The following is a 24,815-nucleotide window of genomic DNA, read 5'->3' as shown; positions in this document are numbered from 1 at the left end:
AAAAGGGAGAGCCTACCGATTATAAATCTAAATCGAAAGCCTTTCTAAGTAATTCTATATTAGGATTTTTTTCCTTCAACTTTTCGTATTTTTCGTCTGGAGTATAGGCAAATCTACTTTGCATAACTTCATTAACAGTAATTTCTAAGCTAATATCGAAGTTCTTAAGATTTTGTCTTAAAAACTGCATTAAATCATATTGCTGACGCTCAACTTCGACTTTATTTGTAGACGTAGGAAATGTAAGCTGAATTGTAGTGCCTTTCAATTTGGGCTTATCTATCGATAAAATAGAAGCTAAATTCATTTTACCATCGGTTTCTAGCTGTTTAATATAAGCGTTCCAAAACTCATAAAAATCGTCTTCGTGAAATTTTTCGCGAGGCAAATTTTCTTCATCCACCACAACATCCATCTGTTTAATAAGATGCTCTTTTTTTGTACGAATACTTTTTAAAGACAACCCCGAAGTGGCTTTCTTACCACTGTTAATTGTTATTTTTGGCGAAGGTTTACTTGGTGTCTCGCTGTGTTGCGATACCTGATTTTCAACTACAGTGGGTTTTGCAGGTTGCGCTTTAACTGCTGGTTGTTTTACCGGAATAGGTGTAATACCCAGTTTTTTGAAATAAGAGGGCGGGATTATGAAACGACTGCTATTTTTTTTTTCTCCATCGAAAGTGATAGAGGCAAGCTGCATTAAACAAAGTTCAACGAGGAGTCGTTGGTTTTTACTGGATTTATACTTTAAATCGGTGTCGTTAGCTAACTCAATACCTTTTAATAAAAATTCTTGAGTCGCTTTTTTAGATTGTTCTTGATATAATGCTTGCGTTTGTTCTCCAACTTCCAAGAGTTCTAATGTTGCAGGATTCTTGCAGACTAATAAATCTCTAAAATGGGAGGCTAATCCAGCAATATAATGGTGGCCATCGAATCCTTTCGATAAGGTGGTGTTAAATTGCATTAGCAACTCGGGTATTTTGTTCTCGATAATTAAATCGGTACTTTTAAAATACGTTTCATAATCTAATACATTTAAGTTTTCTGTTACCGCTTGTCGCGTTAACTGTTTTCCTGAAAAGCTAACCACACGATCGAAAATGGATAAGGCATCACGCATTGCTCCATCTGCTTTTTGTGCAATTATATGTAAAGCATCGTCATCCGCCGTAATGCCTTGCTCGTTAGCAATGTATTTTAGATACGCTTTAGCATCTTTAACCGTTATACGTTTAAAATCAAATATCTGACAACGCGATAAAATGGTTGGTATAATTTTATGCTTTTCGGTCGTTGCTAAAATAAATATACAATGCTTTGGCGGCTCTTCTAAGGTCTTTAAAAAGGCATTAAAAGCGGCTTGAGATAACATATGTACTTCATCAATAATATAAACCTTGTATTTTCCTACTTGTGGCGGAATACGAACTTGATCGGTTAAACTTCTAATATCATCTACCGAGTTATTTGACGCCGCATCGAGTTCGAAAATATTAAAAGCGTAATCTTCTTCGCCAGTTTCATTACCGTCGCTGTTAATCATTTTAGCTAAAATACGTGCACAACTCGTTTTACCAACACCACGAGGGCCAGTAAATAAAAGGGCTTGAGCTAAATGATTGTTTTCAATGGCATTTAATAAGGTATTTGTAATAGCGTTTTGGCCCACAACATCTTTAAATGTTTGTGGTCTATATTTTCGTGCTGATACTACAAAATGTTCCATTGAAATCTATTTGAAAAACAAAGTTAAAAATTCGATTGTAATTTAGTAAGAATGATTTGCTAAATTAGTACAATTTATTAACAATTTGACTATTTTTGCAGTAAGTAAAGCGCCTTATCGCATCTTATTTATAAGATGAGGAAAGTCCGGACACCGTAGTGCAATATAGTGGTTAATCGCCACCAGTCGTGAGACTAGGAAAAGTGCAACAGAAAGAATGTACAGGTTATGCTGTAGTGAAACCAGGTAAACTCTATATGGTGCAATGCCATGTATACTAATGTTTGAGCGTGCACGCGCGATTGTTAGAGGGTAGGCAGCTAAAGTGTACTAGTAATAGTATGCTCAGATAAATGATAAGGGCTCGAAAGAGTACAAAATCCGGCTTATAGCTTTACTTATTTATACAAAAACCCTTCTTATACCATAAGAAGGGTTTTGTTGTTTTATAAAGTAATGGGTGTTAATACTTTTCTTCTTCTTCTTCTTCTTCTTCGGTGATTTGTTCACCTTCAAAAAAACTGAAGACATTACCACCATAGCTTTTCGAGTAACTAAATTGTGGTAAATGAGATAGTGGCGTGTATTTAGAATGTTCTACAATTAATATACCGCCAGTTTCTAATAAGTTATTCTCGAAAACAAGCGTTGGTATTTTAACGAATGCTTCTAATGGAAAATCGTAAGGCGGATCGGCAAAAATAATAGTTGCTTTTTGTTTCGTGTTTTCTAAAAATTTAAACACATCACTTTTAATGGTCTTAATGGGCATTTCGAAACCTTCAGCGGTATCGTTAATAAACTTAATGCACCCAAAATCTTGATCTATCGCCACTATGTTTTCGGTACCGCGCGATGCAAATTCATAACTTATATTTCCTGTGCCCGAAAATAAATCTAATACCGAAATAGCGTCTAAAAAATATAAATTATTTAATATATTAAACAGTGCTTCCTTTGCCATATCTGTTGTAGGACGGACCGGTAATTTTTTTGGTGCGGTAATTCTTCTTCCTTTAAATTCTCCTGATATTATTCGCATTGTAAGCTTTTTATAAGTGTGAAATCTGAATAACTATTTACTGGTGTTTCAGAGTAATGGTAAGTGTCTAAGCGTTTTCCAAATGTAATATAACGAATGTACTTGTAGGCGATGGTGTATAAATCGTCGTTTTCAATTATAGCTCCTAAAAGTATCGTTTTAATAGTTTCTGGATTGAGTTGTAGTTGTTCGGTAGTGAATAATACGTAATAAATAAAATCTTCTGGCGTCGTGTATTCGAACGTGTTGTAGAGCACTAAATCGCCTTTTGTGACGGCTACTAACTGAAAATGGGTTTTCGAGACGTGTATATATAATTTCGAATCGTTAGCATTTGCTTCAGCATTTAAAATAGCTTCCACCAAAACGGTAGAGTAGTGCTTGAATGTAAAACTGCCAAATTTATCGTAAATATAGTTGTTGATATTTACATAAGGTAAATACACATTTACGCTATCGTTTATAGCAACAGTATCGAAAGTGATGTAATCTGTTTTTAATATTTTAATATTTAATTTTAAATAATCGACTAAAGCATCTTCATTAAAAAGCGCTTTTGGGACTAAAGTCGACCAATCATTTTCGTGAATGATAGTGATTTTATAAAAGGAATCTTTTAAAGCGTCTTCGGTTTCAAATTGCGTTTTAAGTGTCTCTAATAATTCATCTGGCGTTTGCTTTTTAGAGGCGCTGAAATGCTTTAAATGAATAATAGTATTTGTATCTGTGTTAAGAATACAAAAAGAAAGTCCATTCAAACCAAGTTGAATGGACAGTTCTTTAATATGTATTTCGTTTAAAGAATTACTATTTTGTGTCATAAACTTTTGGCCAGTTACCATTAGTTTTTACTTGGTCCATAGAACCAACACGTATAGTATTTCCATTAATTTCTTCAACAGAATTTACTTGGTTTTCTTGAATGATGTAATCTCTTTGCTGATCGTGTAAAATGTCGCTTTTTAAAATAGACGCTTCAAAAACTGCTATTTTTTCACCGACATCTCCAAGCTCACCCGCTTCTAATTTAAATTTAGTACCTTCTTTTGCAAAAGGAACATTCATCATAGTTTTAAAACGTTCAGAAGATTTAAATAAAGAATCTTTTACACTAACAAAACCAAGTGTATCGATAATTCTAATATCTTTCTTCATTTCCACTCCACGATATAGTTTGGTTAATTCTTCGTCTATTATAGTAGAATCTCTACGCTCAATAATAGCATATTGCCCTGTTTCTATAAAGTGTACTAAACTATCGAAGTTATCTGTAAACTTTCCATTAACTTCATTATACGCTAATTCAGAATCTCTAATGTCTACTAGCTTCTCAATAACCTTAACATAACGCTTCTCTTTTACTTGGTTAAATAAAATAGGATTGTAGACCGACATAAAAGTTAAGTACCCTAAATAAGCTATTAGTACCCAAAGGACTATTGTTATAACTGGTTTAATTTTAATTGGTACATACTTATCTATTAGCCAGACTAAGCCAATAGTTACGAGTATTGCAGCGATTGCAATAAGAACAAATGTTATCATAATGATTCTGTTAAATTTAATTAATGATCTACGCAAATCTACAATTTTTTTTTATTCGTAAAAACCAATAAGACTAAAAATCATTATATCTTTGAAGAAAAGCATAAAAAAGAGATCTTTAAATGACCAATTCTGAATTTTATTCCCTTATAAAACAACAATTTCCGTTCGAACCAACTGCTAAACAAGATATTTTATTATTACAGCTTTCTAATTTTATTTTTAATGAGAATTCTGAAGAAGTCTTTTTACTTAAAGGGTACGCTGGAACAGGAAAAACAACAATTGTAGGAACGATAGTAAATAACTTGTCGAAAGCTAATAAAAGTGCGGTATTAATGGCGCCTACTGGGCGTGCGGCAAAAGTGATTTCTAATTATTCTAAGAAAGAAGCGTTTACTATTCATAAAAAAATATACTTTCCGAAGAAAGAAAAAGGCGGTGGTGTAAAATTTGTATTACAACCCAACAAACATAAAAACACCTTATTTATTGTCGATGAAGCATCTATGATCCCGGATACTCCCGGTGATTCTAAATTATTTGAAAACGGATCGTTGCTGGACGATTTAATGCAATATGTGTATTCTGGCCATAACTGTAAATTACTTTTAATAGGCGATACCGCTCAATTGCCACCGGTAAAGCTAGATTTAAGTCCGGCGCTAGACGAGAACACTCTAAGTCTTAACTATAATAAAGACGTCACAAAAATGGAACTTGACGAAGTGATGCGGCAAGGTCAAGATTCTGGAATTCTAGAAAATGCTACCGAAATTAGAGAGGTTATTGCTAGTAATTTTTTCGAAAGCTTTAAATTTAACCTTAAAGGGTTTAAAGATATAGTAAGATTAACTGATGGTTACGAGATACTTGACGCTATAAATGATTCTTACAGTACTTTAGGTAATGAGGAAATGGCAATTATTGTGCGAAGTAATAAGCGGGCCAATTTGTATAATCAGCAAATACGAAGTCGTATTTTATTTAATGAAAACGAGTTGTCGTCTGGCGATTATTTAATGGTGGTTAAAAATAATTATTTCTGGCTAAAACCTACAACAGAGGCTGGCTTTATTGCCAATGGTGATATTATTGAAATATTAGAAATCTTTAGTATTAAAGAACTCTATGGTTTTCGTTTTGCGGAAGTAAAAGTAAGAATGGTGGATTACCCTAATATGCAACCCTTTGAAACTGTTTTATTATTAGATACCATAGATGCTGAAACCCCCTCACTGCCTTACGAAGATTCTAACCGGTTGTACCAAGAAGTGCAAAAAGACTACGAGGACGAAACCAGTAATTATAAAAAGTTTTTAAAAATTAAAGGCAATCCACATTTCAATGCCTTACAAGTGAAATTCTCTTACGCTATAACGTGTCATAAATCTCAAGGTGGACAATGGAATACGGTGTTTGTTGAACAGCCTTATTTACCAAATGGTATCGATAAAGATTATATGCGTTGGTTATATACGGCCGTAACGCGTGCTCAGGAAAAACTGTATTTAATAGGTTTTAAGGACGATTTTTTTATTGAAGAGTAAACTGTGGAATACAGACTTTCCTGGTCTGGTGTGCCGCGCACTCTTTTAAACGCTAAATCAGGTTATTATATAACAGAGCACTTATTTGTTTATTTTAGAAGCTCAATCTTAAAAGCTATGTTATAACAGCGTGGGCCTTTTTAGTGTTGGTTTAGAAATCGGTTTTTTAGTAGCTGTCGATTTTCGCGGTTTTACACTTATTATCTATGCTAAGTTTGGCGGGTTATACCGTTATTTTGATAAGTAATGATTCTTGGCAATGGATTGGAAGTTTGCCTGCAGTATTAATTTTCGGGGAAGTGACTATTATTGATTTTTCCTTTTAAGTTTTATGAAAATTTTAAACGCCGTAAGGCTAGAATAGTCTATAAAATATCCTATTTTTGAAAAAGCAGATTTTGTTAAGAAAAGGCTACATATTTTAAAATTTTATACCATTTGATGAAAATAATTGCAATGATTCCTGCGCGCTATAAAGCCTCTCGTTTTCCTGCTAAATTAATGCAAGATTTAGGAGGCAAACCTGTTATTACGCGTACTTACGAAGCTACAGTAAACACTAATTTGTTTGATGATGTTATTGTGGTAACAGACAGTGATATTATTTATAACGAAATTATAAATACTGGAGGAAAAGCAGTAATGAGTAAGAAAGAACACGAATGTGGAAGCGATCGCATTGCTGAAGCTATCGAATTTATGGATGTAGATATTGTGGTGAATGTGCAAGGTGATGAACCTTTTACAGAAATTGAATCGTTAAAAAAATTAATCAACGTTTTTAAAAAGGATAGCGAAAAAGCTATTGATTTAGCCTCTTTAATGGTCCATATTACAGACGAATACGAAATTAAAGACCCCAATACGGTTAAGGTTATTGTAGATCAACAAAGCTTTGCACTGTATTTTTCGCGAAGTCCAATTCCTTATGCTAGAGATAAAGAAGTGGCTGTAAAGTATTTTAAACATAAAGGTGTTTATGCGTTTAGAAAAGAGGCATTAATGGACTTTTATCGTCTGCCAATGTTAACTCTAGAAGCTTCAGAAAAGATTGAATGCATTCGATATTTAGAATACGGTAAACGTATTAAAATGGTGGAAACAAATGTTCAAGGTGTAGAAATTGATACGCCAGAAGATTTAGAAAGAGCAAAAAAACTTTGGAAATAGACTATAAAAACATAAAAGTTATTGGTTTTGATGCAGACGATACCCTTTGGGTAAACGAGACGTATTTTCGAGAAGCAGAAAATGAGTTTTGCAAACTATTAAGTAATTTCGAGACCTTTAATAAAATAGATCATGAACTGGCTATAAAGCACATGCAACATTTGTCTCTTTACGGCTATGGCGTAAAAGGTTTTATGTTGTCTATGGTAGAAGTCGCTTTAGAATTATCGAACAACACGGTGTCTAGCAAAACTATTAATCAGATTTTAGACATTGGTAAAGAGATGTTAAATAAGCCGGTAGAGCTACTAGACGATGTCGAATTGGTATTAAAAGAATTATCGAAAAAATACAAACTAATAGTGGCCACCAAAGGTGATTTATTAGATCAAGAGCGCAAATTAGAAAAATCAGGATTGTTAGACTATTTTCATCATATAGAAGTATTAAGTGATAAAAAAGAAGCAAACTATTCGAAGTTATTAAATCATTTAGACATTAAACCATCGGAGTTTTTAATGATAGGAAATTCATTAAAATCTGATATTTTACCGTTAGTTAATATAAAAGCGAATGCTATTCATATTCCATTTCATACCACTTGGATTCATGAACAAGTAAAAGCATCTGAGACTAACGGCAAAGTCTATAAAACGATTAATACACTCAAGGAATTAACGGAGCTATTAAATTAAAATGCTGCACCGGTCTTTTAAAAAAATAGTTTACACGAATGTTTAGACAAAAAAAGTATATAAATTAAGAGTTAATGAGTTATAAAAATTTCCCTATGGTTTCCAAAGTGATCTTTGGACGCGGCTGTTTTAACCAGCTAGCAGATATTTTAAGTCCAAGGCGTTTAAATACAAAAGCACCATTTATATTCTTTGTGGATGACGTATTTAAAGGAAATTCGTGGTTAACCTCTCGAATTCCATTATCGTACGACGATAAATTAGTTTACGTTTCTACTAAAGAAGAGCCTAAAACCTCTCAGATAGATCAGTTGGTAGAAGATATTATACTAACGTATAAAGAACGCCCTTCTGGAATAATTGGAATAGGTGGTGGTAGCGTTTTAGATATTGCAAAAGCGGTGGCTATTATGCTTAATAATGATGGGGAATCTAAAGATTATCAAGGCTGGGATTTAGTAAATACGGAAGCCGTTTATCACGTTGGTATTCCTACTATTTCAGGAACAGGAGCAGAAGTATCTCGCACCACTATTTTAACTGGACCAGAACGCAAATTAGGAATTAATAGTGATTTCACGCCGTTCGATCAAGTTCTTTTAGATCCAGAATTAACTAAAGATGTACCAAAAGACCAATGGTTTTATACCGGTATGGATTGTTTCGTGCATTGTATCGAATCGCTTAACGGAACGTATTTAAATGCGTTTAGTAAAAGTTATGGTGAAAAGGCTTTAGAGTTATGTAAAGAAATTTTTATTGATAACGATTGTACTGATGAGGAATCGCAAGATAAATTAATGATGGCAAGCTGGCACGGTGGGATGAGTATAGCCTACTCCCAAGTTGGTGTTGCGCACGCGATGAGTTATGGATTATCTTACTTATTAGGTATAAAACACGGTATTGGAAATTGTATTGTTTTCGATCATTTAGAAGACTATTACCCGGAAGGTGTAGCACTTTTTAAAGTAATGAAGAAAAAACATAATATTACATTACCTCAAGGTATTTGTGCAAACTTGTCTGACGAAGAATTTGATATCATGATAGATGTAGCCTTGAGTTTAGAGCCATTATGGGAAAATGCGATTGGCAAACAATGGAAAAAAATAATTACGAAAGAGAAATTAAAAGCGTTATATTTAAAAATGTAATATGCGTAAACTAGCTCTATTTTTATACTTCAAAGTTTTTGGTTGGCAAATAGTTGGTAATAAAAACTTTTCGAAGGATACAGTAAAAAAAGCAGTTATTATAGCTGCGCCACACACTAGTTTTTACGATTTTTTTGTAGGAATCTGCCTAAGAAAAATAGTCAATGTAAAAACAAATTTTATAGGTAAAAAGGAATTATTTAGGTGGCCTTTAGGTTTGTATTTTAAGTCTGTTGGAGGCGTTGCTTTAGACAGAACGCCAGGTCAAAATAAAGTGCAAGCGATTGCTTTATTGTTTAAAAATAAAAGAGAATTTAGATTAACATTAGCTCCTGAAGGTACTCGGGGCAAAGTTAAAGAATGGAAAACAGGCTTTTACTATATTGCCAAAGAAGCCAATGTGCCAATTATTATGTTTACTTTAGATTTTAAAAATAAACAAAATAAAATTTCAGAACCGTTTTATCCAACTCACGACAGTACTGCCGATCTGGCTTGTATTAGAAGTTTCTTTAAAGATGTTGTGGGTAAGGTGCCAGACTACTCTTAAACTATATATATATCTTTAATTGTTTAAAGCCAATGAGATAAAACTATCTGGAACGGGTGGTAATAAGGTAATTGTGTTTAATGAATATTTACTTTCAATTTCGGGATTAGTAGTATACAAATACTAATTTTAAACGAATATTTAGGCCATAAAAAAAGCTATCTACGAAAGATAGCCTTCTTTTAAGTATTTTAAACTGATTTAGATAACAAGTTAATCAGCACTATTTTCTTCCATAGTGTGATACACGTTTTGCACGTCATCATCTTCTTCAATTTTTTCTAACAGTTTTTCGACATCTGCCGCTTCATCAGGAGTTATTTTTTTTGTCACTTGAGGAATACGTTCAAAACCTGAAGATAATATTTCAATACTGCGCGATTCTAATTCCGCTTGAATTGCTCCAAAACTTTCAAAGGGCGCATAAATTAAAATACCATCGTCATCAGCAAAGACCTCTTCAGCACCAAAATCTATAAATTCTAATTCTAATTCTTCAGGATCTAAACCTTCAGCATCAATTCTAAAATTACACGTATGGTCGAACATAAAAACGACCGAACCTGAAGTTCCTAAACTCCCGTCGCACTTGTTAAAATAACTACGCACGTTAGCTACAGTTCTTGTGTTATTATCGGTTGCTGTTTCTACTAATATGGCGATACCGTGTGGCGCATACCCCTCAAAAACAATTTCTTTATAATCACCTAGACTTTTGTCGCTCGCTCGTTTTATAGCGCGCTCCACGTTGTCTTTAGGCATATTTATCGCTTTCGCATTTTGTATTATCGCTCTAAGCCTTGAATTGCTGTCTGGATCTGGGCCTCCTTCTTTAACAGCCATTACAATATCTTTTCCAATGCGTGTAAAGGCCTTACTCATTGCAGACCAACGCTTCATTTTACGTGCTTTACGAAATTCAAAAGCTCTTCCCATAGTATTTGTTTTATATTTTCTTTTTAGAAAATAGTATTTAATTAATGTTACACAAATTTAAAAATAAATATGAACTGCCTTCGTCTTTTCTTATAAACTAAGTAATAAAAGTGTGTAAAAATCGATTTAAAAGAGTTTTACAACGTCATCTGTTAACGCTTTAGTTTCATATTATAGTCGGTTCTATAATGCATTTACCATAGTTTGTAAAAGCTAGCTAATTTAACAACGTACATTTTAATTGTTGTCCTTAAATTATAAATTAGACAAAAACCGGATCGCGATTGCCCCGAACTGATAAATCACAGTATTTAATTCTTTTAATATTAAAGTTTAAAGTCTATGTACGTAAGGACTATCCTTAAATTATTCCTCTTCTTCTTCTTCAACAATCAATTCAATGGCTTCTGCTAATTTAAAATCTTTTAAAGTCACACCATCAACGTCGTGAGTATTTAGAGAAATTTTAAGCACATTATAAACATTAGTCCATTCCGGATGATGGTTTAAAGCTTCACATTCAAAAGCAATTCTGCTCATTGCGCTAAAGCAATCTTTAAAGTTTTCGAATTCGAATTCTGCGTGAATAGCATTATCGTAATATTCCCATTCTGGAAGGCGTATTAATCGTTTTTCAATATCTTCTTCTGATAATTTTGACATAATAGATGTGTTTTTTGTAAGGTGAATATGTGCTAATAAAATTACGTTATTTTAAATGAAATCGGTTGTATTTTATACCTTTTTAACTGTAGTTATAAAATGAATGACACCTTAAATTTTAATAGTCCAACTCTTCTAAAATTAGAGAGCTCTCTAACTGAAGGTGTTTTGGAAGCGTGTTGCTTTTGGCTAAAATGGCTAAATATCGGTTATCGTTGGTGGTAAAAACCTGTTTAATTAGTGGCCTATTTACGCCTAAAGCCTCAATAATCTCTTTTGTAAAGTCGTCGTGATGCACCAAATCGGTGCTTCCTAAATGAAATACGCCATATTTATTTTGGTTTATGATATAATGAATCTGTTGGGTTACTTTAGTCTCGGTGGTAACATTCATTATTAAATTGGGAAATACTTCTACCGGAAGTCCTTCTTTTACAAACGCTTTAATTTCTTTAATTCGCGGTGATTGCGCTCCAAAAACCATTGGCAATCGTAAAATTGCTACTTGATGAATAGGCAAACGCAGCAGCATATTTTCAATTTTTATTTTAAAATGACCATACGAGCTGTGACTTAGTGTTTTGTCTAATTCGTAACTAGGGAATTTACTGTAAGCATCAAAAACATTGGCAGACGATAAATAAATAAGTTTAGCATCGCTAACTATAAGATATTCTGCGATATGGTGGTGCGCAATAATCTGGGCTGAGAAATTGCCGCGTAACGCCGAAATTATAATAGTAGGCTGTACGGCTTCTAAGATTTCGAAGATATCATCCTCTTCAAAATTATATTGAAAATAATGTTGATTTTTATCGTAGCTATAATTGTCCGTTCGGTAGGTTCCAAACGTTTTAAAATAGGGGCATAGTTCCTTATAGATGGCTTCACCTATAAAGCCGCTGGCGCCTAGAATTAAAATTCTATGTTTGGTATTTCTTTTTATCATTACCCGTTTAACGTTTAAAAAATAGATAAATTGGTTTGCGAAGTAAATTGCTCTAAGGCTTGCATTCCTATTAACGAGTTGCCTCTAGGATTTAATCCTGGTGCCCAAGTAGAAATTATAAAATTATTGGGTAATAGGGCAACGATACCGCCACCAACACCACTTTTTCCTGGTAATCCTACCTCGAAAGCAAATTCACCGGCCTCGTCATAAAACCCGCACGTAAGCATAATTGCATTGATACGTTTGGCTTGCTTTTTAGTAATATGTTTTTTACCCTTCATACATTTTCCACCGTTGGCGAATAAATAAAAGGCTTTAGAGAGTTGCGCGCAACTCATTTCTAGAGAACATTGATGAAAATAAAAATCTAGAACGTCCTCAACTTTGTTATTTAAATTATTGAAGGATTTTAAAAGATAAGCGGCAGCAAAGTTGTTAAAGCCTGTACTTTCTTCAGAATCGGCTACCTTAAAATTATATTTTATGGTTTGATCGTTAGTTATATCGCGAACATAGTTTAAAAAATCTTCTTTCGGGTTTTCTAAGTGTGAAACTAAAATATCTGCAATTACCAGAGCTCCAGAGTTTATTAAAGGGTTTCTAGGAATCCCGTTTTCTAGCTCTAATAAGGATAAATGGTTAAAAGGATTTCCTGAAGGTTCCACATCAACACGTTCCCATATTTTATTGTCCTCGTAAGCAATAGCTTTGGAAAGGGCTAATACTTTAGAAATACTTTGTATGGAAAAGGGCGTAAAAGCATCGCCGGCAGAAAACGATCTGCCGTCGACGTGTTGCATAAATAGTCCAAGGGTATTCACATCCTTTTTCGACAACTCGGGAATGTAAGAGGCCACAATACCTTTTACTTCTTCCGCTTTTAAATCGTCGTGTATGCTATTTAATATACCTTGAAAATCTACCATAACTTATCTTTTATGCTTTGTAAAACGGTGGTTTTACTATGGTTGCAGGAATGGCCTTTTTTCTAATTTGTATGTATATTTTTGTACCTGTTGTAGCGAGTTCTGTTGGTACGTAGCCTAAACCAATACCCTTACCTAAACTAGGAGACATTGTTCCAGAAGTTACTATACCAATAGCTTTACCATCTGCGTCAACAATCTCATAATCGTGTCTTGGAATACCGCGCTCATCTAATTCGAAAGCGATTAACTTACGTTTTGGTCCGCGTTCTTTTTCGGCTTTTAAAGCTTCAGAATTTGTAAACTCTTTAGTAAACTTAGTAATCCAACCTAAACCAGCTTCTATAGGAGAGGTGGTGTCACTTATATCATTTCCGTAAAGGCAATATCCCATTTCTAAACGCAACGTGTCACGGGCAGCTAAACCAGTTGGTTTTGCACCAGCTTCAGTTACTTTATCCCAAATTTGTTTTACTTCAGTATTTTTACAATAAATTTCGAATCCGCCACTTCCAGTATACCCTGTTGCCGAAATAATGACATCGTCAACACCTGCAAAAACGCCAACTTCAAAGTTGTAAAACTTTATAGCCGATAAATCGTGATTTGTTAAGGGTTGCATTTTTTCGACAGCATTAGGCCCTTGAATAGCTAGTAAAGAATAGTCTTCGCTTAAATCGCGAAGTGTTGCACCAACATCGTTTTTAGACGCGATCCAGTTCCAATCCTTTTCAATATTACTCGCATTTACTACTAATAAATATTGATCTTCTTTTAATTTGTAAATAAGTAAATCGTCTACCACACCGCCGTCATCATTTGGTAAACAGGTATATTGCGCTTTCCCAACCTTTAATTTAGAAGCATCATTACTACATACTTTTTGTAATAAATCTAAAGCGTGTTCGCCTTCAACTAAAAATTCACCCATATGCGAAACATCAAAAACACCACAGTCTTTTCTAACTGCTTCGTGTTCGATATTTACACCGTCGTATTGTACAGGCATATTATAACCAGCAAAAGGAACCATTTTAGCTCCAAGAGCCTCGTGAGTAGATGATAATGCAGTATTTTTCATAGGTATAAGCTTAAAGTGCTATTTTGTTATTAAAATGTGATTGATTTTTGCCAAAGGTATCGAAAATTATTCGTTTTCGTAAAACGACTTAGGCATTAAAACGGTGTTACACTTATTTCTTTTGCTTTTTACTGAAGGGCTTATAATAATTCGAAAAAATTGCGTTTCCCTATTTTTATTTTAAGTTCTTTTTTGAGTTTAATTGTTGTAAACGGTGCTTTTATTTTTTCGTTATTTATCTGAACAGCTCCGCTTTCTATTAACGTCGAATGGCAGAATTGGATAATTCGCTTTTTAAGGCTTTACATATATCTAAAAGAGTTATAACGTTTGAAGCTAATTTTAAAGCTATAATTGAAACAGGTTCAAAAATTTTCTCATTAAACCCTCTATTTTGAAACTGATTTTCGAAAAACAGTTCTGCAGCCGTTGCTTCCGATTCATTATATTACTGACTTATTATATTTTTCGCAATGTGTTTTTTTAGAGTCATCGGGTTTGTTCCTGCGCTTATGTCTTTTAAAAATAATGCTTTCTTAACCTCTGAAAAACCTGTAGCAAGCTGTAAAAACTCTGGGATTAAATCGTCTGGCATTGATAAAGTTTTTCCAAACATATCATTGGGAGAATCTATTAATCCTATTATATTGTTTTAGGATTTACTCATTTTCTCTTTACCGTCTAAACCGCGTAGTAACGGCATACACATTACAATTTGTGGTTCTAAATTGTGGCTTTCTTGAAGCTGTCTTCCCATTGTGCAGTTAAAAAGCTGATCGGTGCCGCCCATTTCAATATCGCAGTGTAATTGTACAGAATCGTAACCTTGTAAAATAGGGTATACCATTTCGTGCATTGCGATGGGTGTGTTTTCGTTGTAGCGTTTGTTAAAATCTTTTCGGTGTATTATTTGGGTAACAGTCACTTTAGAAAGGAGTTGAATGACATCAGAAAATGAAAGTGCATCTAACCAATCCGAATTATAAACAATTTCGGTCTTATCGATGTCTAAAATCTTAGATAACTGATTAATGTATGTTTCAGCATTGAATTTAATGGCTTCGATACTTAACGGCTTCCTACTTTTATTTTTACCTGTAGGGTCTCCAATTCGCGCGGTAAAACTTCCCACCAAAATAATAACCTGATGGCCCTGATCTTGAAATTGTTTCAGCTTTTTCAATACCACTGTATGACCCAAATGCAAATCGGGTGCAGTAGGGTCAAAGCCTAGTTTAATTTTTAACGGACGCTGTTCCTTTTTAGATTGTAATAGTTTGTTTTTCAAACCATTTACAGGTAGTGTAATTTCTACGTTTTATTGTAAATTTTTAAGTGTTTGCATAATTTTTTGCATAAAAAAAGCCCGAACAAATTGCTCGGGCTTTACGGGTTATATAAATACTATTAGTTTATTTTAAACAATTATTGTTTTTAAATTTTAGCATATAATTCCTTAGCCACTCTATTATGATAATAGGTGCTGAAAAAAGGAAGACGTAATATGTTATTTAAAAATTTCATTTAGAAACGAATCGTTTAAAGTTTTGTTAAACAATTAATTAAAATCATTACGTCCTTAATTTATTTCTCTTTTCAAAACTACAAAACACAAAGTTTTGAGTCGTATTAAATGGCGTGGTATGATCTTCAGTTTTACAATTTAATTTACTGAAATCTCCCTTAAAAGTGTGCTCTAAAGTATTTTCTGAATATTGTGAAATAGCTAAACCGCTACATTTTTCAGGACCATTCTCAGAGAATGTACCGAGTATCATAAAACCAGAGACGGCATTCTTAGTGAGTTCTATGTAGCAATTAATAGCCTCGGGTGTTGTTAAAAAATGAAATGCTGCACGGTCGTGCCAAATATCATAAGTAGTATTTGGTTTAAAATTAATGATATCACTAACTACCCAATTCACCAATTCTGCACGATCGCCTAATCTTGCTTTTGCTTTATCTATCGCTTTTTTAGAAATATCGAGTACCGTAATATTTTTGTAACCGTCGTCTAGCAAACAATCTACGAGTTTACTGTCACCACCACCAATATCTATAATTTTTGCTGTTTTTTCTGCGTTAAGTGACGCTATAAAATCTAACGAGGTTCTTGGGATTTCCTGGGTCCAACTCACTTGCTCAGGTGTTTTCGTTTTGTATACTGTTTCCCAATGTTCTTTTTTATCTATAGTCATTTTAAGTAAATTTAATCTGTTTGGATAGTCAAAGTTAAAGGTTTTTTAGGAGGTGGCGGTTATTCAAGGCGTAGTGCTTTACTTCTTCTTAAAGAAATTATAAATGGTATTAAACTAAAGTTAAACCGTTAAAAAGAATAGCATTAAGTAATTTATAATAGTAAATTGATCTTATGGAAAATATATTAGTAGCTGGTGCCAATGGTACCACAGGAAAAAAAATAGTACACTTATTAAAGGAATCGCAATATTTTAACCCTGTTGCAATGGTTAGAAAAGAAGAGCAAAAAGCCTATTTTGAAGGACACAATATCGAGTCGGTTTTAGCTGATTTGGAAGACGATGTCACGCCAGCTTTCAAAACCAAAAGTAAAATTGATAAAGTTGTTTTTGCTGCTGGTTCTGGAGGAAAAAAAGTAGTTGAAGTCGATCAAGAAGGAGCAAAAAAACTTATTGATGCTTCCAATAAAAATAGCATAAGAAAATTTGTGATGTTAAGTTCTATGGGAGTAGATAATCCAGAAGAAATGTCAGAATTAAAGGACTATTTAAAAGCAAAACAGAATGCAGACGAACACTTGAAAAATAGTGGTTTGAATTATAGTATTGTGCGTCCGGGGTCTTTAACAAACGAAAAACCTTCAAATGAAATTGAACTAGAAGCTAAGCTAAATAAAAGAGGCGAAATTAGTAGAGATGATGTTGCGCAAACCATAGTCAGAACTCTAAATGATGATGTCGCTAATAAGGCCACCTTTGAAATCATAAAAGGGAATACTTTAATAGGAAAAGCGTTAGATAAAATTTCTAAAATTGATGCATAACTAATGCGACAATAAAAATGATTTAAATGCTTCGTAGCTGCCAATTTTGGTGGCTACTTTTGTTTTTGACAATACCGCTTTAATTTGAGGAGGTAACTCTTGTTTTTTTCCAATAACAGCTTCCACAACGTCTAAGAATTTTGTAGGATGTGCTGTTTCTAAAAATACGCAATGCACGTTTGTGTTATTTTTTAAATACGCTTTACAGCCTAAATAACCAACAGCTCCGTGCGGATCGGCTACATAATTGTATTTGGTATATAATTCTTTTAGGGCGATTTTGGTGTCTTCGTCGGTAAAACTGAAAGACGATAAGTTTTGTTTTAATGTTTCAAAATCGTGATTATAAATTTCTTGAATACGAATAAAGTTACTCGGGTTTCCAACATCCATTGCATTACTAATAGTTTGCACAGACGGTTTTGAGTTGTAATTCTTAGTTTTTAAATAGTTTGTAACACTGTTGTTAGCATTATTAGCTGCAATAAAATGAGAGACAGGTAAGCCTAATTGTTGCGCCATCATTCCAGCACAACTATTCCCAAAATTTCCACTGGGAATAGAGAATACTATGTTTTTATCTGTTTTATTTAGTGTTTTATAGGCAAACATAAAGTAAAACAACTGCGGTAACCAGCGCGCAACGTTGATAGAATTGGCCGAAGTCAGTGACATAGTCTCTGTAATATCCGAATCTAAAAAAGCACGTTTTACCATCTCTTGACAGTCATCAAAAACGCCATCGACTTCTAACGCAGTAATATTTTGACCTAAAGTGGTGAGTTGTTTTTCTTGAATATCACTCACTTTCCCACTCGGGTATAAAATAACAACATTCACGCCTTTTACTCCTAAAAACCCATTTGCAACCGCACCTCCTGTGTCACCAGAAGTGGCCACTAGCACAGTGATTTCTTTAGTATTATTGGTGTTAAAATAAGCCAAACATCGCGCCATAAATCGAGCACCGACATCTTTAAAAGCCATCGTGGGGCCGTGAAATAATTCTAAAGTTGAAATAGTTTTATCAAACGTTACGATAGGAAAATCAAAAGAAAGCGTCTCTTGGATAATCGTTTTTAAAACGGTTTCGGGTATATCTGGTGTTACAAATTGTTTAATGGCTTCAAATGCTATCTCTTCATTGGAATACTGGCTGATGTTTTTAAAGAAATCTTTTGGTAATGGAGTGGTTTTTTCTGGAAAATACAAACCTTTATCTGGGGCTAGCCCTTTAATAACAGCCTCTTTAAAGCTTACTTTTTTAGCTTTTCTATTGAGTGAATAGTATTTCATATTATAATATTTTGATTCCTGTCGGGTTAATTTTTGAAACATAAGTAGTAAAAGTGATTCCTGCTCTAAAATAGATGTCACGCATCACTTTTTCCACATTTTTAGCCATTTCTAAACCTTCGCTTAATGCAAAAACAGAAGGTCCAGAGCCTGAAATACCGCAACCTAAAGCACCTATTCTAAGAGTCTGTTTTTTTACAGTATCAAAGTGGGGGATTAACGTTTTACGGTATGGTTCGATAACGACATCCTGTAACGCAGAACTTAATAATTGGTAATTATTGGTATGTAAAGCGTGAACCAAACTTCCTACATTTGCCCATTGGGTGATCGCTGTTTTTAACGGAATCTGGTCTGGTAAAATCGATCGGGCATGGCGTGTTTTAATTTCAATTTCTGGATGAATGATTGTCGCGTAAAGAGCTGCTGGTGTTGGTAATTTTAAAATAGAAATGGGGTTACAAGATTTTACTAAGGTAAATCCGCCAAACAGAGCAGGAGCAATATTATCGGCGTGTTCTGCTCCGCTGGCAAGCGCTTCACCTTTCATTGCAAAAGCTGTTAATTGATGTGTATTGTAGGGTTTACCTAGTAATTCGTTGATGGCAAAAACGCTCCCCGACGCACTAGCAGAACTACTGCCAATTCCGCTACCAGGTTTTATCTTTTTATAGATTTCAATCTCAAAACCAAAATTAGGTTTTGCCTCTTCTAATAAAGCTAAAGCTGAAACTCCAGCCACATTCTCTAACGGATTTAACGGCAAATCGTAACCTTCAATTTTGGTAATACGAATACCTTTTTGGGGCGTTTTTTTTATAATCATTTCATCACCAATATTGTCTAAGCAAAACCCTAAAACATCAAAACCACAAGAAACATTGGCTACTGTAGCGGGCGAAAAAATTTTTATTTCGTTTCTCATCTGTTTAATTTAGTTGTTTCCAATTCTAATAATATCGGCAAATAAGCCAGAGGCCGTAACATCGGCGCCAGCTCCGGCACCCTTAATAATCATAGGTTGCTCTGGGTACCGTTGGGTGTAAAACATAACGATATTGTCTTTTCCCTCTAGGTTATAAAACGGATGCCCTATCGGAATTTCTTTCAATCCTACTTTTGCTTTTCTATTATTAAATTCGGCAACATATTTTAACCGGCAATCTTTGCTTTTAGCAGAAGCATACCAATTTTGAAAATGTGTTTCGTCTTCAATAAGTGTAGAATAAAAGTCATCTACCGTGTCACTTTTTAAATTATTTTGAGTTAAAAAAGAGTCATTTTTAATATCTTTCAAATCCATTTCGAAGCCACTTTCTCGTGCGAGAATTAATATTTTTCGAGCGACATCTACACCGCTTAAATCTATTCTAGGATCGGGTTCTGTATACCCTTGTAATTGTGCTTGCTTAACAACATCGTGAAATTTTGTGTTTTCATTAAAATTATTAAATACAAAGTTTAAACTTCCTGATAAAACAGCTTGAATACTCGTAATCTTATCTCCAGAAGCCATCAAGTTTCTTAGGGTGTCGATTATTGGTAATCCTGCACCAACGTTGGTTTCAAACAAAAATGGTGCGTTGTATTTTAATGATAATAGCTTTAAAGAAGAGTAGCTTTTTTGAGAACTTGAACAGGCAATTTTATTACAAGCAACCACGGCAATACTTTCTTTTAAATAGTGCTCGTACAACTTAGAAACGTCTCTATTCGCCGTAATATCTATAAAAATGCTATTGCGTAAATTTAATAGTTTTACGGTGTCTAAAAAAGCAGTTAGTGTTGCTTTTTGTCCTTTTTGTAAATCTGCTTTCCAATTTTTTAACGACAAGCCTTCAGCATCAAATAACATCGTTCTAGAATTTGAAAGCCCTATAATACGCACATTAATTTTATGGTGTTTTAATAAATAAGATTTTTGCTGTTTAATTTGCTCCACTAAGCGTTCTCCCACATTGCCGACACCTGTAATAAATATATTTAATTGCTTAGTATTACTTTCAAAAAAGCGCTCGTGAACTACGTTTAGTGCTTTTTTTACATCTTTTTCAGCAATAACGGCCGATATATTTCTCTCGGAAGCTCCTTGAGCAATGGCTCTAATGTTAATGTTGTTTTTACCTAATACGCTAAACATTTTACCACTTACACCTTGGTGATTTTTAATCTTATCACCCACAAGCGCAATAATTGATAATTCCTTTTCTACAAGAATAGGATCGATTTTATACGTTTTAATTTCGTATTCAAAAACTTCATTGATGGATTTTTTTGCCAAATCAGCCTCATTTTCATCAATTCCGAAGCAAATAGAATGCTCTGAAGAGGCTTGAGTAATAAAAATAATATTGATTTTCTGATTTGCCAGTACTTCAAACAACCGTTTTGAAAACCCCGGTACGCCAACCATTCCATTACCTTGAAGCGTTAGTAGTGCGAGATTGTTAATATTTGTAATTCCTGTAGCTGGCGGTTTTTCTGTGCTATAATATTGAGAATCATTAGTGATTATTGTGCCTTTATTTTCAGGCTGTAAAGTGTTTTTTATATGAATGGGTATATTTAAAAACAAGACCGGTTGCACACTTGGCGGATATAGCACTTTAGCCCCAAAATGCGATAATTCCATTGCTTCTTGGTAAGAAATATAAGAAATAGGGTAGGCTTGCTTTACCAGTTTTGGGTTGGCCGTAAACATTCCGCTAACGTCTGTCCAAATTTCTAAGGTCTTTACTTTTAAAGCCGCAGCAACAATAGCTGCCGTATAGTCTGAGCCACCACGGCCTAAAGTGGTTATTTCGCTATGCTCAGATTTTGCAATAAACCCTGGTACAATGGTGATTTTTTGAGTAGCTGTTTTAAAATAGTTTAGAATATTTTTATTCGTTATTTCAAATTTAACTTCAGCCTTGGTGAAATTTGAATTGGTAACAATAAGTTCTTGCGCGTTTTTTCTGGCGACTTTATTTCCTTTTTTTTTCAATGCTTCAGTGATAATAAAAGAGGATAATAATTCTCCAAAACTCACTAGTTTATCTCCCGTTTGCGGCGATAATTCATTAATCAAATAAATGCCATCTAACAGTTTTTTTAAAGCGTCCAATTGACTAATCAGTTCTAGTTGAAACGTTTTGTTTTGTACTGATATCAATTCATCTGCAATTAATAGGTGCTTTTTTTTAATCTGTTCAAACACATTTTTGTAGTTAGCGTTTTTATCTTTTGCCAAATGCCCCGCTTTTAATAAAGCGTCGGTAATACCACCAATAGCCGAAACTACACATATAATTTCACCGTTTCCCGTTTGTTTTTCGACAATTGAAATGACTTTATTTATATTTGTTGATGAACCTAAAGAGGTGCCTCCAAATTTTAAGACTTGCATAGGAAAGTGGTTTAGTTAGTTAATGGGGTATTGGTAGTTAAATAACTACAATTAGGCTGAAGTAAAATAAGTATAACCCTAATGGGTCAATGCCCCTTTATAATAGATATAGCCCGCAGAAATGGCCTCTTTAAAAGCGGTTATTAGAGACGTTAGTATTTTAGTTTTGTTAAACATTTTTCTGTGCTATGCCTTATAAATATATTACTTTTACTTTTAATTAGGTTAAAAATAATGATTTTTATAACCTTTATTAATTATAGGCAGATTGTCTAACCTTTTAAAAATCAAACGGAATGCTAATTTATAGACGATTATAGATGAAAATATTTACTAAAGATCAAATTTACGCTGGTGATGAGTTGACTGCTAAAAAACAAAACATAAGCGCAACCGATTTAATGGAACGTGCCGGAATTGAGATTTTTAATTGGTTGCATAGGCGTATGCAAGGTGCTCAAGTGCCTATTCACGTATTTTGTGGTATTGGTAATAATGGGGGAGATGGCTTGGTTGTGGCGCGACATTTAATTACTCACGGTTATAATGTGCACACCTATGTGGTTAATTGTAGTACTAAGCGTTCTAAAGATTTTTTAATTAATTACGATCGTATTAAAAATGTAACAAAAGAATGGCCAACATTATTAGATTGTAAAGAAGATTTTCCTGCAATAAATGAAAATGATATTATTGTAGATGCCGTGTTCGGCATAGGTATTAACAGGCCGGTAGGGGAATGGGTTAAAGGTTTGTTTAACCATTTTAAAGACTCTAAAGCTTATACGTTATCTGTAGATGTGCCTTCCGGATTACATACCGATCAAGTACCAAGTGATCCTGAAACTGTAGTTTCTGCTTCCCATACTTTAAGTTTTCAAACTCCAAAACTGGTGTTTTTCTTACCCGAAACAGCAAATTATACGGAACAGTGGGAAGTGTTAGATATAGGACTAGATCCTGGTTATTTAGTAGAAACACAAACAGAAGCCGAACTTATAGGGAAAAATGAAGTATTGCCGTTGTACAAGCCGCGAGAAAAATTCTCTCATAAAGGTACGTTTGGGCATAGTTTAATTATTGGAGGAAGTTATGGTAAAATAGGTGCTGTAACTTTGGCGAGTAAAGCAGCGTTGGTTTCTGGGGCAGGAAAAGTAACGGCCTATTTGCCAAAATGTGGTTATACCATTTTACAATCTAGTTTGCCAGAAGCGATGGTAATTACAGATGCTAATGAAGAATACCTTACTAATATTACATTCGATATCACCCCAACCGTTATTGGAATTGGGGTAGGGATGGGCACGGAAGAACGGACGATTAAAGCGTTTACTAAATTTTTAAAAACAACCAAAACACCTTTAGTAATTGATGCTGATGCGATTAATTGTTTAGCCAAAAGTAAGGAAACATTAAAATTGTTACCAGCATTTTCTGTGTTAACACCACATCCCAAAGAATTAGAACGTTTAATAGGGAAGTGGAGTGATGATTTTGATAAATTAAAGAAAACAAAAGCTTTTTCTAAAAAATACAATGTTATTATTGTTTTAAAAGGAGCAAACACCATTACGGTATATAAAGAAAAACTATTTGTTAATACCACAGGAAATCCGGGGTTAGCAACTGCAGGAACTGGAGATGTATTAACTGGTGTTCTTACCGGACTAATATCTCAAGGTTACGAACCATTAATCGCTGCCATTTTTGGTGTGTATTTACACGGAAGAGCTGCCGACGTTATTATAGAAGATTTTGGCTACCAAAGTTTAACCGCAAGCGATGTTATAAACGGTATTGCTGGGGCGTATTTAGACTTATTCAGTCCGCCAGAACCTCAAGAAACTAACCCAACACAAGAGGATGAGACATCTAAGTCTAACGATAAAGGCCAACGTAAAAAATAGAAAGGACTCATTAAAAGTCATAAAAAAAAGCGAACTTAATAGTTCGCTTTTTTTGTATTATTTTATTTTGAAAGTTATATTTCTAAACTATCAAATAGATCAACTAACTTTTCGTCTGATGGTCTTGGAGCATCAGCGCTAACAATATTTCCTGCAGGATCAATTAGTAAAAATCTAGGAATAGAATTAATTTTATAAGCTCTAATAAAATCAGATTGGAACGCTTTATCCGACATTAGTTGGATACCGCCTAATTCCTTTTCTTTCACCATTTCTTTCCATCCATCGTAGGCTAATTTAGCAGATTCTTCTGGAGTTTCAGCTCTATAACCACGACCATTATCTGTAGAAATACTAACAAATTCTATGTTTTTACCGTGGTATTCTTTTTCAAGTTTTTTAAGTGAAGGAATTTCTGCTTTACATGGCCCGCACCAAGTAGCCCAAATATCTACATATACAAATTTACCTTTTAAATCTTTTAAAGATGTTTTGCCGCCTTTAAAATTCTCGTAATTTACAAAGGTTGGCGATGGCGCTCCTTTAGGTAAATCTCTTTTTAAAGCAATCTTTTCTCCAACGTAACCTTTATAAAACTTAAGCATTGGCTTAACATTTTTAGTAGCAGTGTTGGTCAATGATGTGTCAATAGCTTTGTCAGCGTCGTAAAAGGCTAGGAGTTCCTTTTCTATTGCGCTCATTTTATTCTCTAATCCTAAAGAATCTAATTCTGCTAATTTATCAATGTCTAAAAGACGTTCTTCTAAAACTGATTTTTTAGCTAAAAAGTTGCTTTGTTCGGCACCATTTCCAGAATACTTCACGGTTTCATCAAACTTTTTTGTATCTAACGTTAAGTTTAAATCGTAACCATTTTTTAAATATGCTGCTGTTTGCTCGTTTCCATCATATATGGAATAGAGACCAGTGTCAACCTTCAGAGTGTCAGAAAATGTTCCATCCTCATTCACTTTTATGGTTTTCGAAAACTCACGGTTTCTTACAACTATAGAATCACTACTTTTATCTGTGATTTTTCCTGAGAGTGTTACATAATCTTTGGGCGCTTCGTCTTTTTTTGTCCCTTCGTCTTTACACGCAACAATAGCTAATGCAGAGATACATATTAAAAGTTTTTTCATTATTAGTTTATTTTAATTTTAATCAAAAATAGCAGAATAAAATTAGTATTAAATTATTAAGTTG

At 33.9% G+C, this 24,815-nt stretch carries 23 protein-coding genes and 1 other RNA gene; 8 read left to right on the top strand and 16 right to left on the bottom strand.

Annotated elements, in window-relative coordinates:
* Positions 1-19: 19 nt before the first annotated feature.
* Complete coding sequence (gene dnaX, locus ES676_RS13590) at positions 20-1,729, bottom strand: DNA polymerase III subunit gamma/tau (protein ID WP_148370872.1); 1,710 nt, start codon at positions 1,727-1,729, stop codon at positions 20-22.
* A gap of 101 nt (positions 1,730-1,830) precedes the next feature.
* On the opposite strand from dnaX, the gene rnpB reads away from it, so the two are divergent.
* Positions 1,831-2,134: RNase P RNA component class A (gene rnpB, locus ES676_RS13585), an RNA gene on the top strand.
* A 58-nt stretch (positions 2,135-2,192) separates the two neighbouring features.
* Here the strand turns inward: rnpB and ES676_RS13580 are convergent.
* The 3 genes from ES676_RS13580 to ES676_RS13570 are packed head-to-tail and all read right to left on the bottom strand — an operon-like array spanning position 2,193 to position 4,316.
* Positions 2,193-2,771, bottom strand: coding sequence for an RsmD family RNA methyltransferase (locus ES676_RS13580; RefSeq protein WP_148370871.1), 579 nt, complete (start codon positions 2,769-2,771; stop codon positions 2,193-2,195).
* On the bottom strand, positions 2,762-3,592 hold the full coding sequence (locus tag ES676_RS13575; RefSeq protein WP_148370870.1) for a DUF3822 family protein: 831 nt from the start codon (positions 3,590-3,592) through the stop codon (positions 2,762-2,764). The genes ES676_RS13580 and ES676_RS13575 overlap by 10 nt, the downstream gene beginning before the upstream one ends.
* Complete coding sequence (locus ES676_RS13570) at positions 3,579-4,316, bottom strand: hypothetical protein (RefSeq protein ID WP_148370869.1); 738 nt, start codon at positions 4,314-4,316, stop codon at positions 3,579-3,581. Before ES676_RS13570 ends, ES676_RS13575 begins: the two co-directional genes overlap by 14 nt.
* Positions 4,317-4,438: 122 nt before the next feature.
* On the opposite strand from ES676_RS13570, the gene ES676_RS13565 reads away from it, so the two are divergent.
* The 5 genes from ES676_RS13565 to ES676_RS13545 all read left to right on the top strand — a co-directional run bounded on the left by ES676_RS13565 (position 4,439) and on the right by ES676_RS13545 (position 9,438).
* Entirely contained in the window at positions 4,439-5,866 is a 1,428-nt protein-coding gene (locus ES676_RS13565) for an ATP-dependent DNA helicase (protein ID WP_148370868.1), read from the top strand.
* A gap of 441 nt (positions 5,867-6,307) precedes the next feature.
* On the top strand, positions 6,308-7,036 hold the full coding sequence (kdsB, locus tag ES676_RS13560; protein ID WP_148370867.1) for a 3-deoxy-manno-octulosonate cytidylyltransferase: 729 nt from the start codon (positions 6,308-6,310) through the stop codon (positions 7,034-7,036).
* Positions 7,027-7,731 (top strand): HAD family hydrolase, encoded by a 705-nt coding sequence (locus ES676_RS13555; protein ID WP_148370866.1) that lies wholly within the window; start codon positions 7,027-7,029, stop codon positions 7,729-7,731. Before kdsB ends, ES676_RS13555 begins: the two co-directional genes overlap by 10 nt.
* A gap of 74 nt (positions 7,732-7,805) precedes the next feature.
* Entirely contained in the window at positions 7,806-8,888 is a 1,083-nt protein-coding gene (locus tag ES676_RS13550) for an iron-containing alcohol dehydrogenase family protein (RefSeq protein ID WP_246130371.1), read from the top strand.
* 1 nt (position 8,889) lies between these two features.
* Positions 8,890-9,438, top strand: a complete 549-nt coding sequence (locus tag ES676_RS13545; protein ID WP_148370865.1) for a 1-acyl-sn-glycerol-3-phosphate acyltransferase — start codon at positions 8,890-8,892, stop codon at positions 9,436-9,438.
* Positions 9,439-9,651: 213 nt separating this feature from the next.
* On the opposite strand, the gene ES676_RS13540 is transcribed toward ES676_RS13545, so the two are convergent.
* The 8 genes from ES676_RS13540 to ES676_RS13510 form a co-directional block, all read right to left on the bottom strand.
* Entirely contained in the window at positions 9,652-10,374 is a 723-nt protein-coding gene (locus ES676_RS13540; protein WP_148370864.1) for a YebC/PmpR family DNA-binding transcriptional regulator, read from the bottom strand.
* A gap of 366 nt (positions 10,375-10,740) precedes the next feature.
* Positions 10,741-11,037 carry a 4a-hydroxytetrahydrobiopterin dehydratase gene (locus ES676_RS13535; protein ID WP_148370863.1) on the bottom strand — a complete coding sequence of 99 codons (297 nt, stop codon included), beginning with the start codon at positions 11,035-11,037 and terminating at the stop codon, positions 10,741-10,743.
* Positions 11,038-11,155: 118 nt separating this feature from the next.
* Entirely contained in the window at positions 11,156-11,986 is an 831-nt protein-coding gene (locus ES676_RS13530) for a sugar nucleotide-binding protein (protein WP_148370862.1), read from the bottom strand.
* Positions 11,987-12,000: 14 nt separating this feature from the next.
* On the bottom strand, positions 12,001-12,915 hold the full coding sequence (locus tag ES676_RS13525; protein ID WP_148370861.1) for a glutaminase: 915 nt from the start codon (positions 12,913-12,915) through the stop codon (positions 12,001-12,003).
* Between the two features lie 10 nt (positions 12,916-12,925).
* On the bottom strand, positions 12,926-13,996 hold the full coding sequence (gcvT, locus tag ES676_RS13520; RefSeq protein WP_148370860.1) for a glycine cleavage system aminomethyltransferase GcvT: 1,071 nt from the start codon (positions 13,994-13,996) through the stop codon (positions 12,926-12,928).
* A gap of 448 nt (positions 13,997-14,444) precedes the next feature.
* Positions 14,445-14,591: a hypothetical protein gene (locus ES676_RS15135; protein WP_246124527.1), complete on the bottom strand. Its 147-nt coding sequence runs from the start codon at positions 14,589-14,591 to the stop codon at positions 14,445-14,447.
* 57 nt (positions 14,592-14,648) lie between these two features.
* The gene (gene tyrS, locus ES676_RS15130; RefSeq protein WP_246124525.1) at positions 14,649-15,284 is read right to left on the bottom strand and encodes a tyrosine--tRNA ligase; all 636 of its coding nucleotides are present in this window, start codon (positions 15,282-15,284) and stop codon (positions 14,649-14,651) included.
* A gap of 283 nt (positions 15,285-15,567) precedes the next feature.
* Positions 15,568-16,194: a class I SAM-dependent methyltransferase gene (locus ES676_RS13510; protein ID WP_148370859.1), complete on the bottom strand. Its 627-nt coding sequence runs from the start codon at positions 16,192-16,194 to the stop codon at positions 15,568-15,570.
* 173 nt (positions 16,195-16,367) lie between these two features.
* Here ES676_RS13510 and ES676_RS13505 point away from each other — a divergent pair, with 173 nt between their 5' ends.
* The gene (locus tag ES676_RS13505; RefSeq protein ID WP_148370858.1) at positions 16,368-17,018 is read left to right on the top strand and encodes an SDR family oxidoreductase; all 651 of its coding nucleotides are present in this window, start codon (positions 16,368-16,370) and stop codon (positions 17,016-17,018) included.
* On the opposite strand, the gene thrC is transcribed toward ES676_RS13505, so the two are convergent.
* The 3 genes from thrC to thrA are packed head-to-tail and all read right to left on the bottom strand — an operon-like array spanning position 17,019 to position 21,702.
* A complete protein-coding gene (gene thrC, locus ES676_RS13500; RefSeq protein WP_148370857.1) occupies positions 17,019-18,314 on the bottom strand; it encodes a threonine synthase in 1,296 nt (431 codons plus the stop codon).
* 1 nt (position 18,315) lies between these two features.
* On the bottom strand, positions 18,316-19,239 hold the full coding sequence (locus ES676_RS13495; RefSeq protein WP_148370856.1) for a homoserine kinase: 924 nt from the start codon (positions 19,237-19,239) through the stop codon (positions 18,316-18,318).
* Between the two features lie 9 nt (positions 19,240-19,248).
* On the bottom strand, positions 19,249-21,702 hold the full coding sequence (thrA, locus tag ES676_RS13490) for a bifunctional aspartate kinase/homoserine dehydrogenase I (protein WP_148370855.1): 2,454 nt from the start codon (positions 21,700-21,702) through the stop codon (positions 19,249-19,251).
* A gap of 320 nt (positions 21,703-22,022) precedes the next feature.
* On the opposite strand from thrA, the gene ES676_RS13485 reads away from it, so the two are divergent.
* Entirely contained in the window at positions 22,023-23,609 is a 1,587-nt protein-coding gene (locus ES676_RS13485) for an NAD(P)H-hydrate dehydratase (protein WP_148370854.1), read from the top strand.
* A gap of 74 nt (positions 23,610-23,683) precedes the next feature.
* Here ES676_RS13485 and ES676_RS13480 read toward each other — a convergent pair whose 3' ends face one another.
* Positions 23,684-24,751 carry a redoxin family protein gene (locus tag ES676_RS13480; protein WP_148370853.1) on the bottom strand — a complete coding sequence of 356 codons (1,068 nt, stop codon included), beginning with the start codon at positions 24,749-24,751 and terminating at the stop codon, positions 23,684-23,686.
* Positions 24,752-24,815 lie beyond the last annotated feature (64 nt).

Origin of the sequence: Bizionia saleffrena (assembly GCF_008086175.1) — a bacterium.
Taxonomy (GTDB): Bacteria; Bacteroidota; Bacteroidia; order Flavobacteriales; family Flavobacteriaceae; genus Bizionia; species Bizionia saleffrena.
Note: the sequence above shows the minus strand (reverse complement) of the source record. Positions and strands in the feature narration are given on the sequence as shown.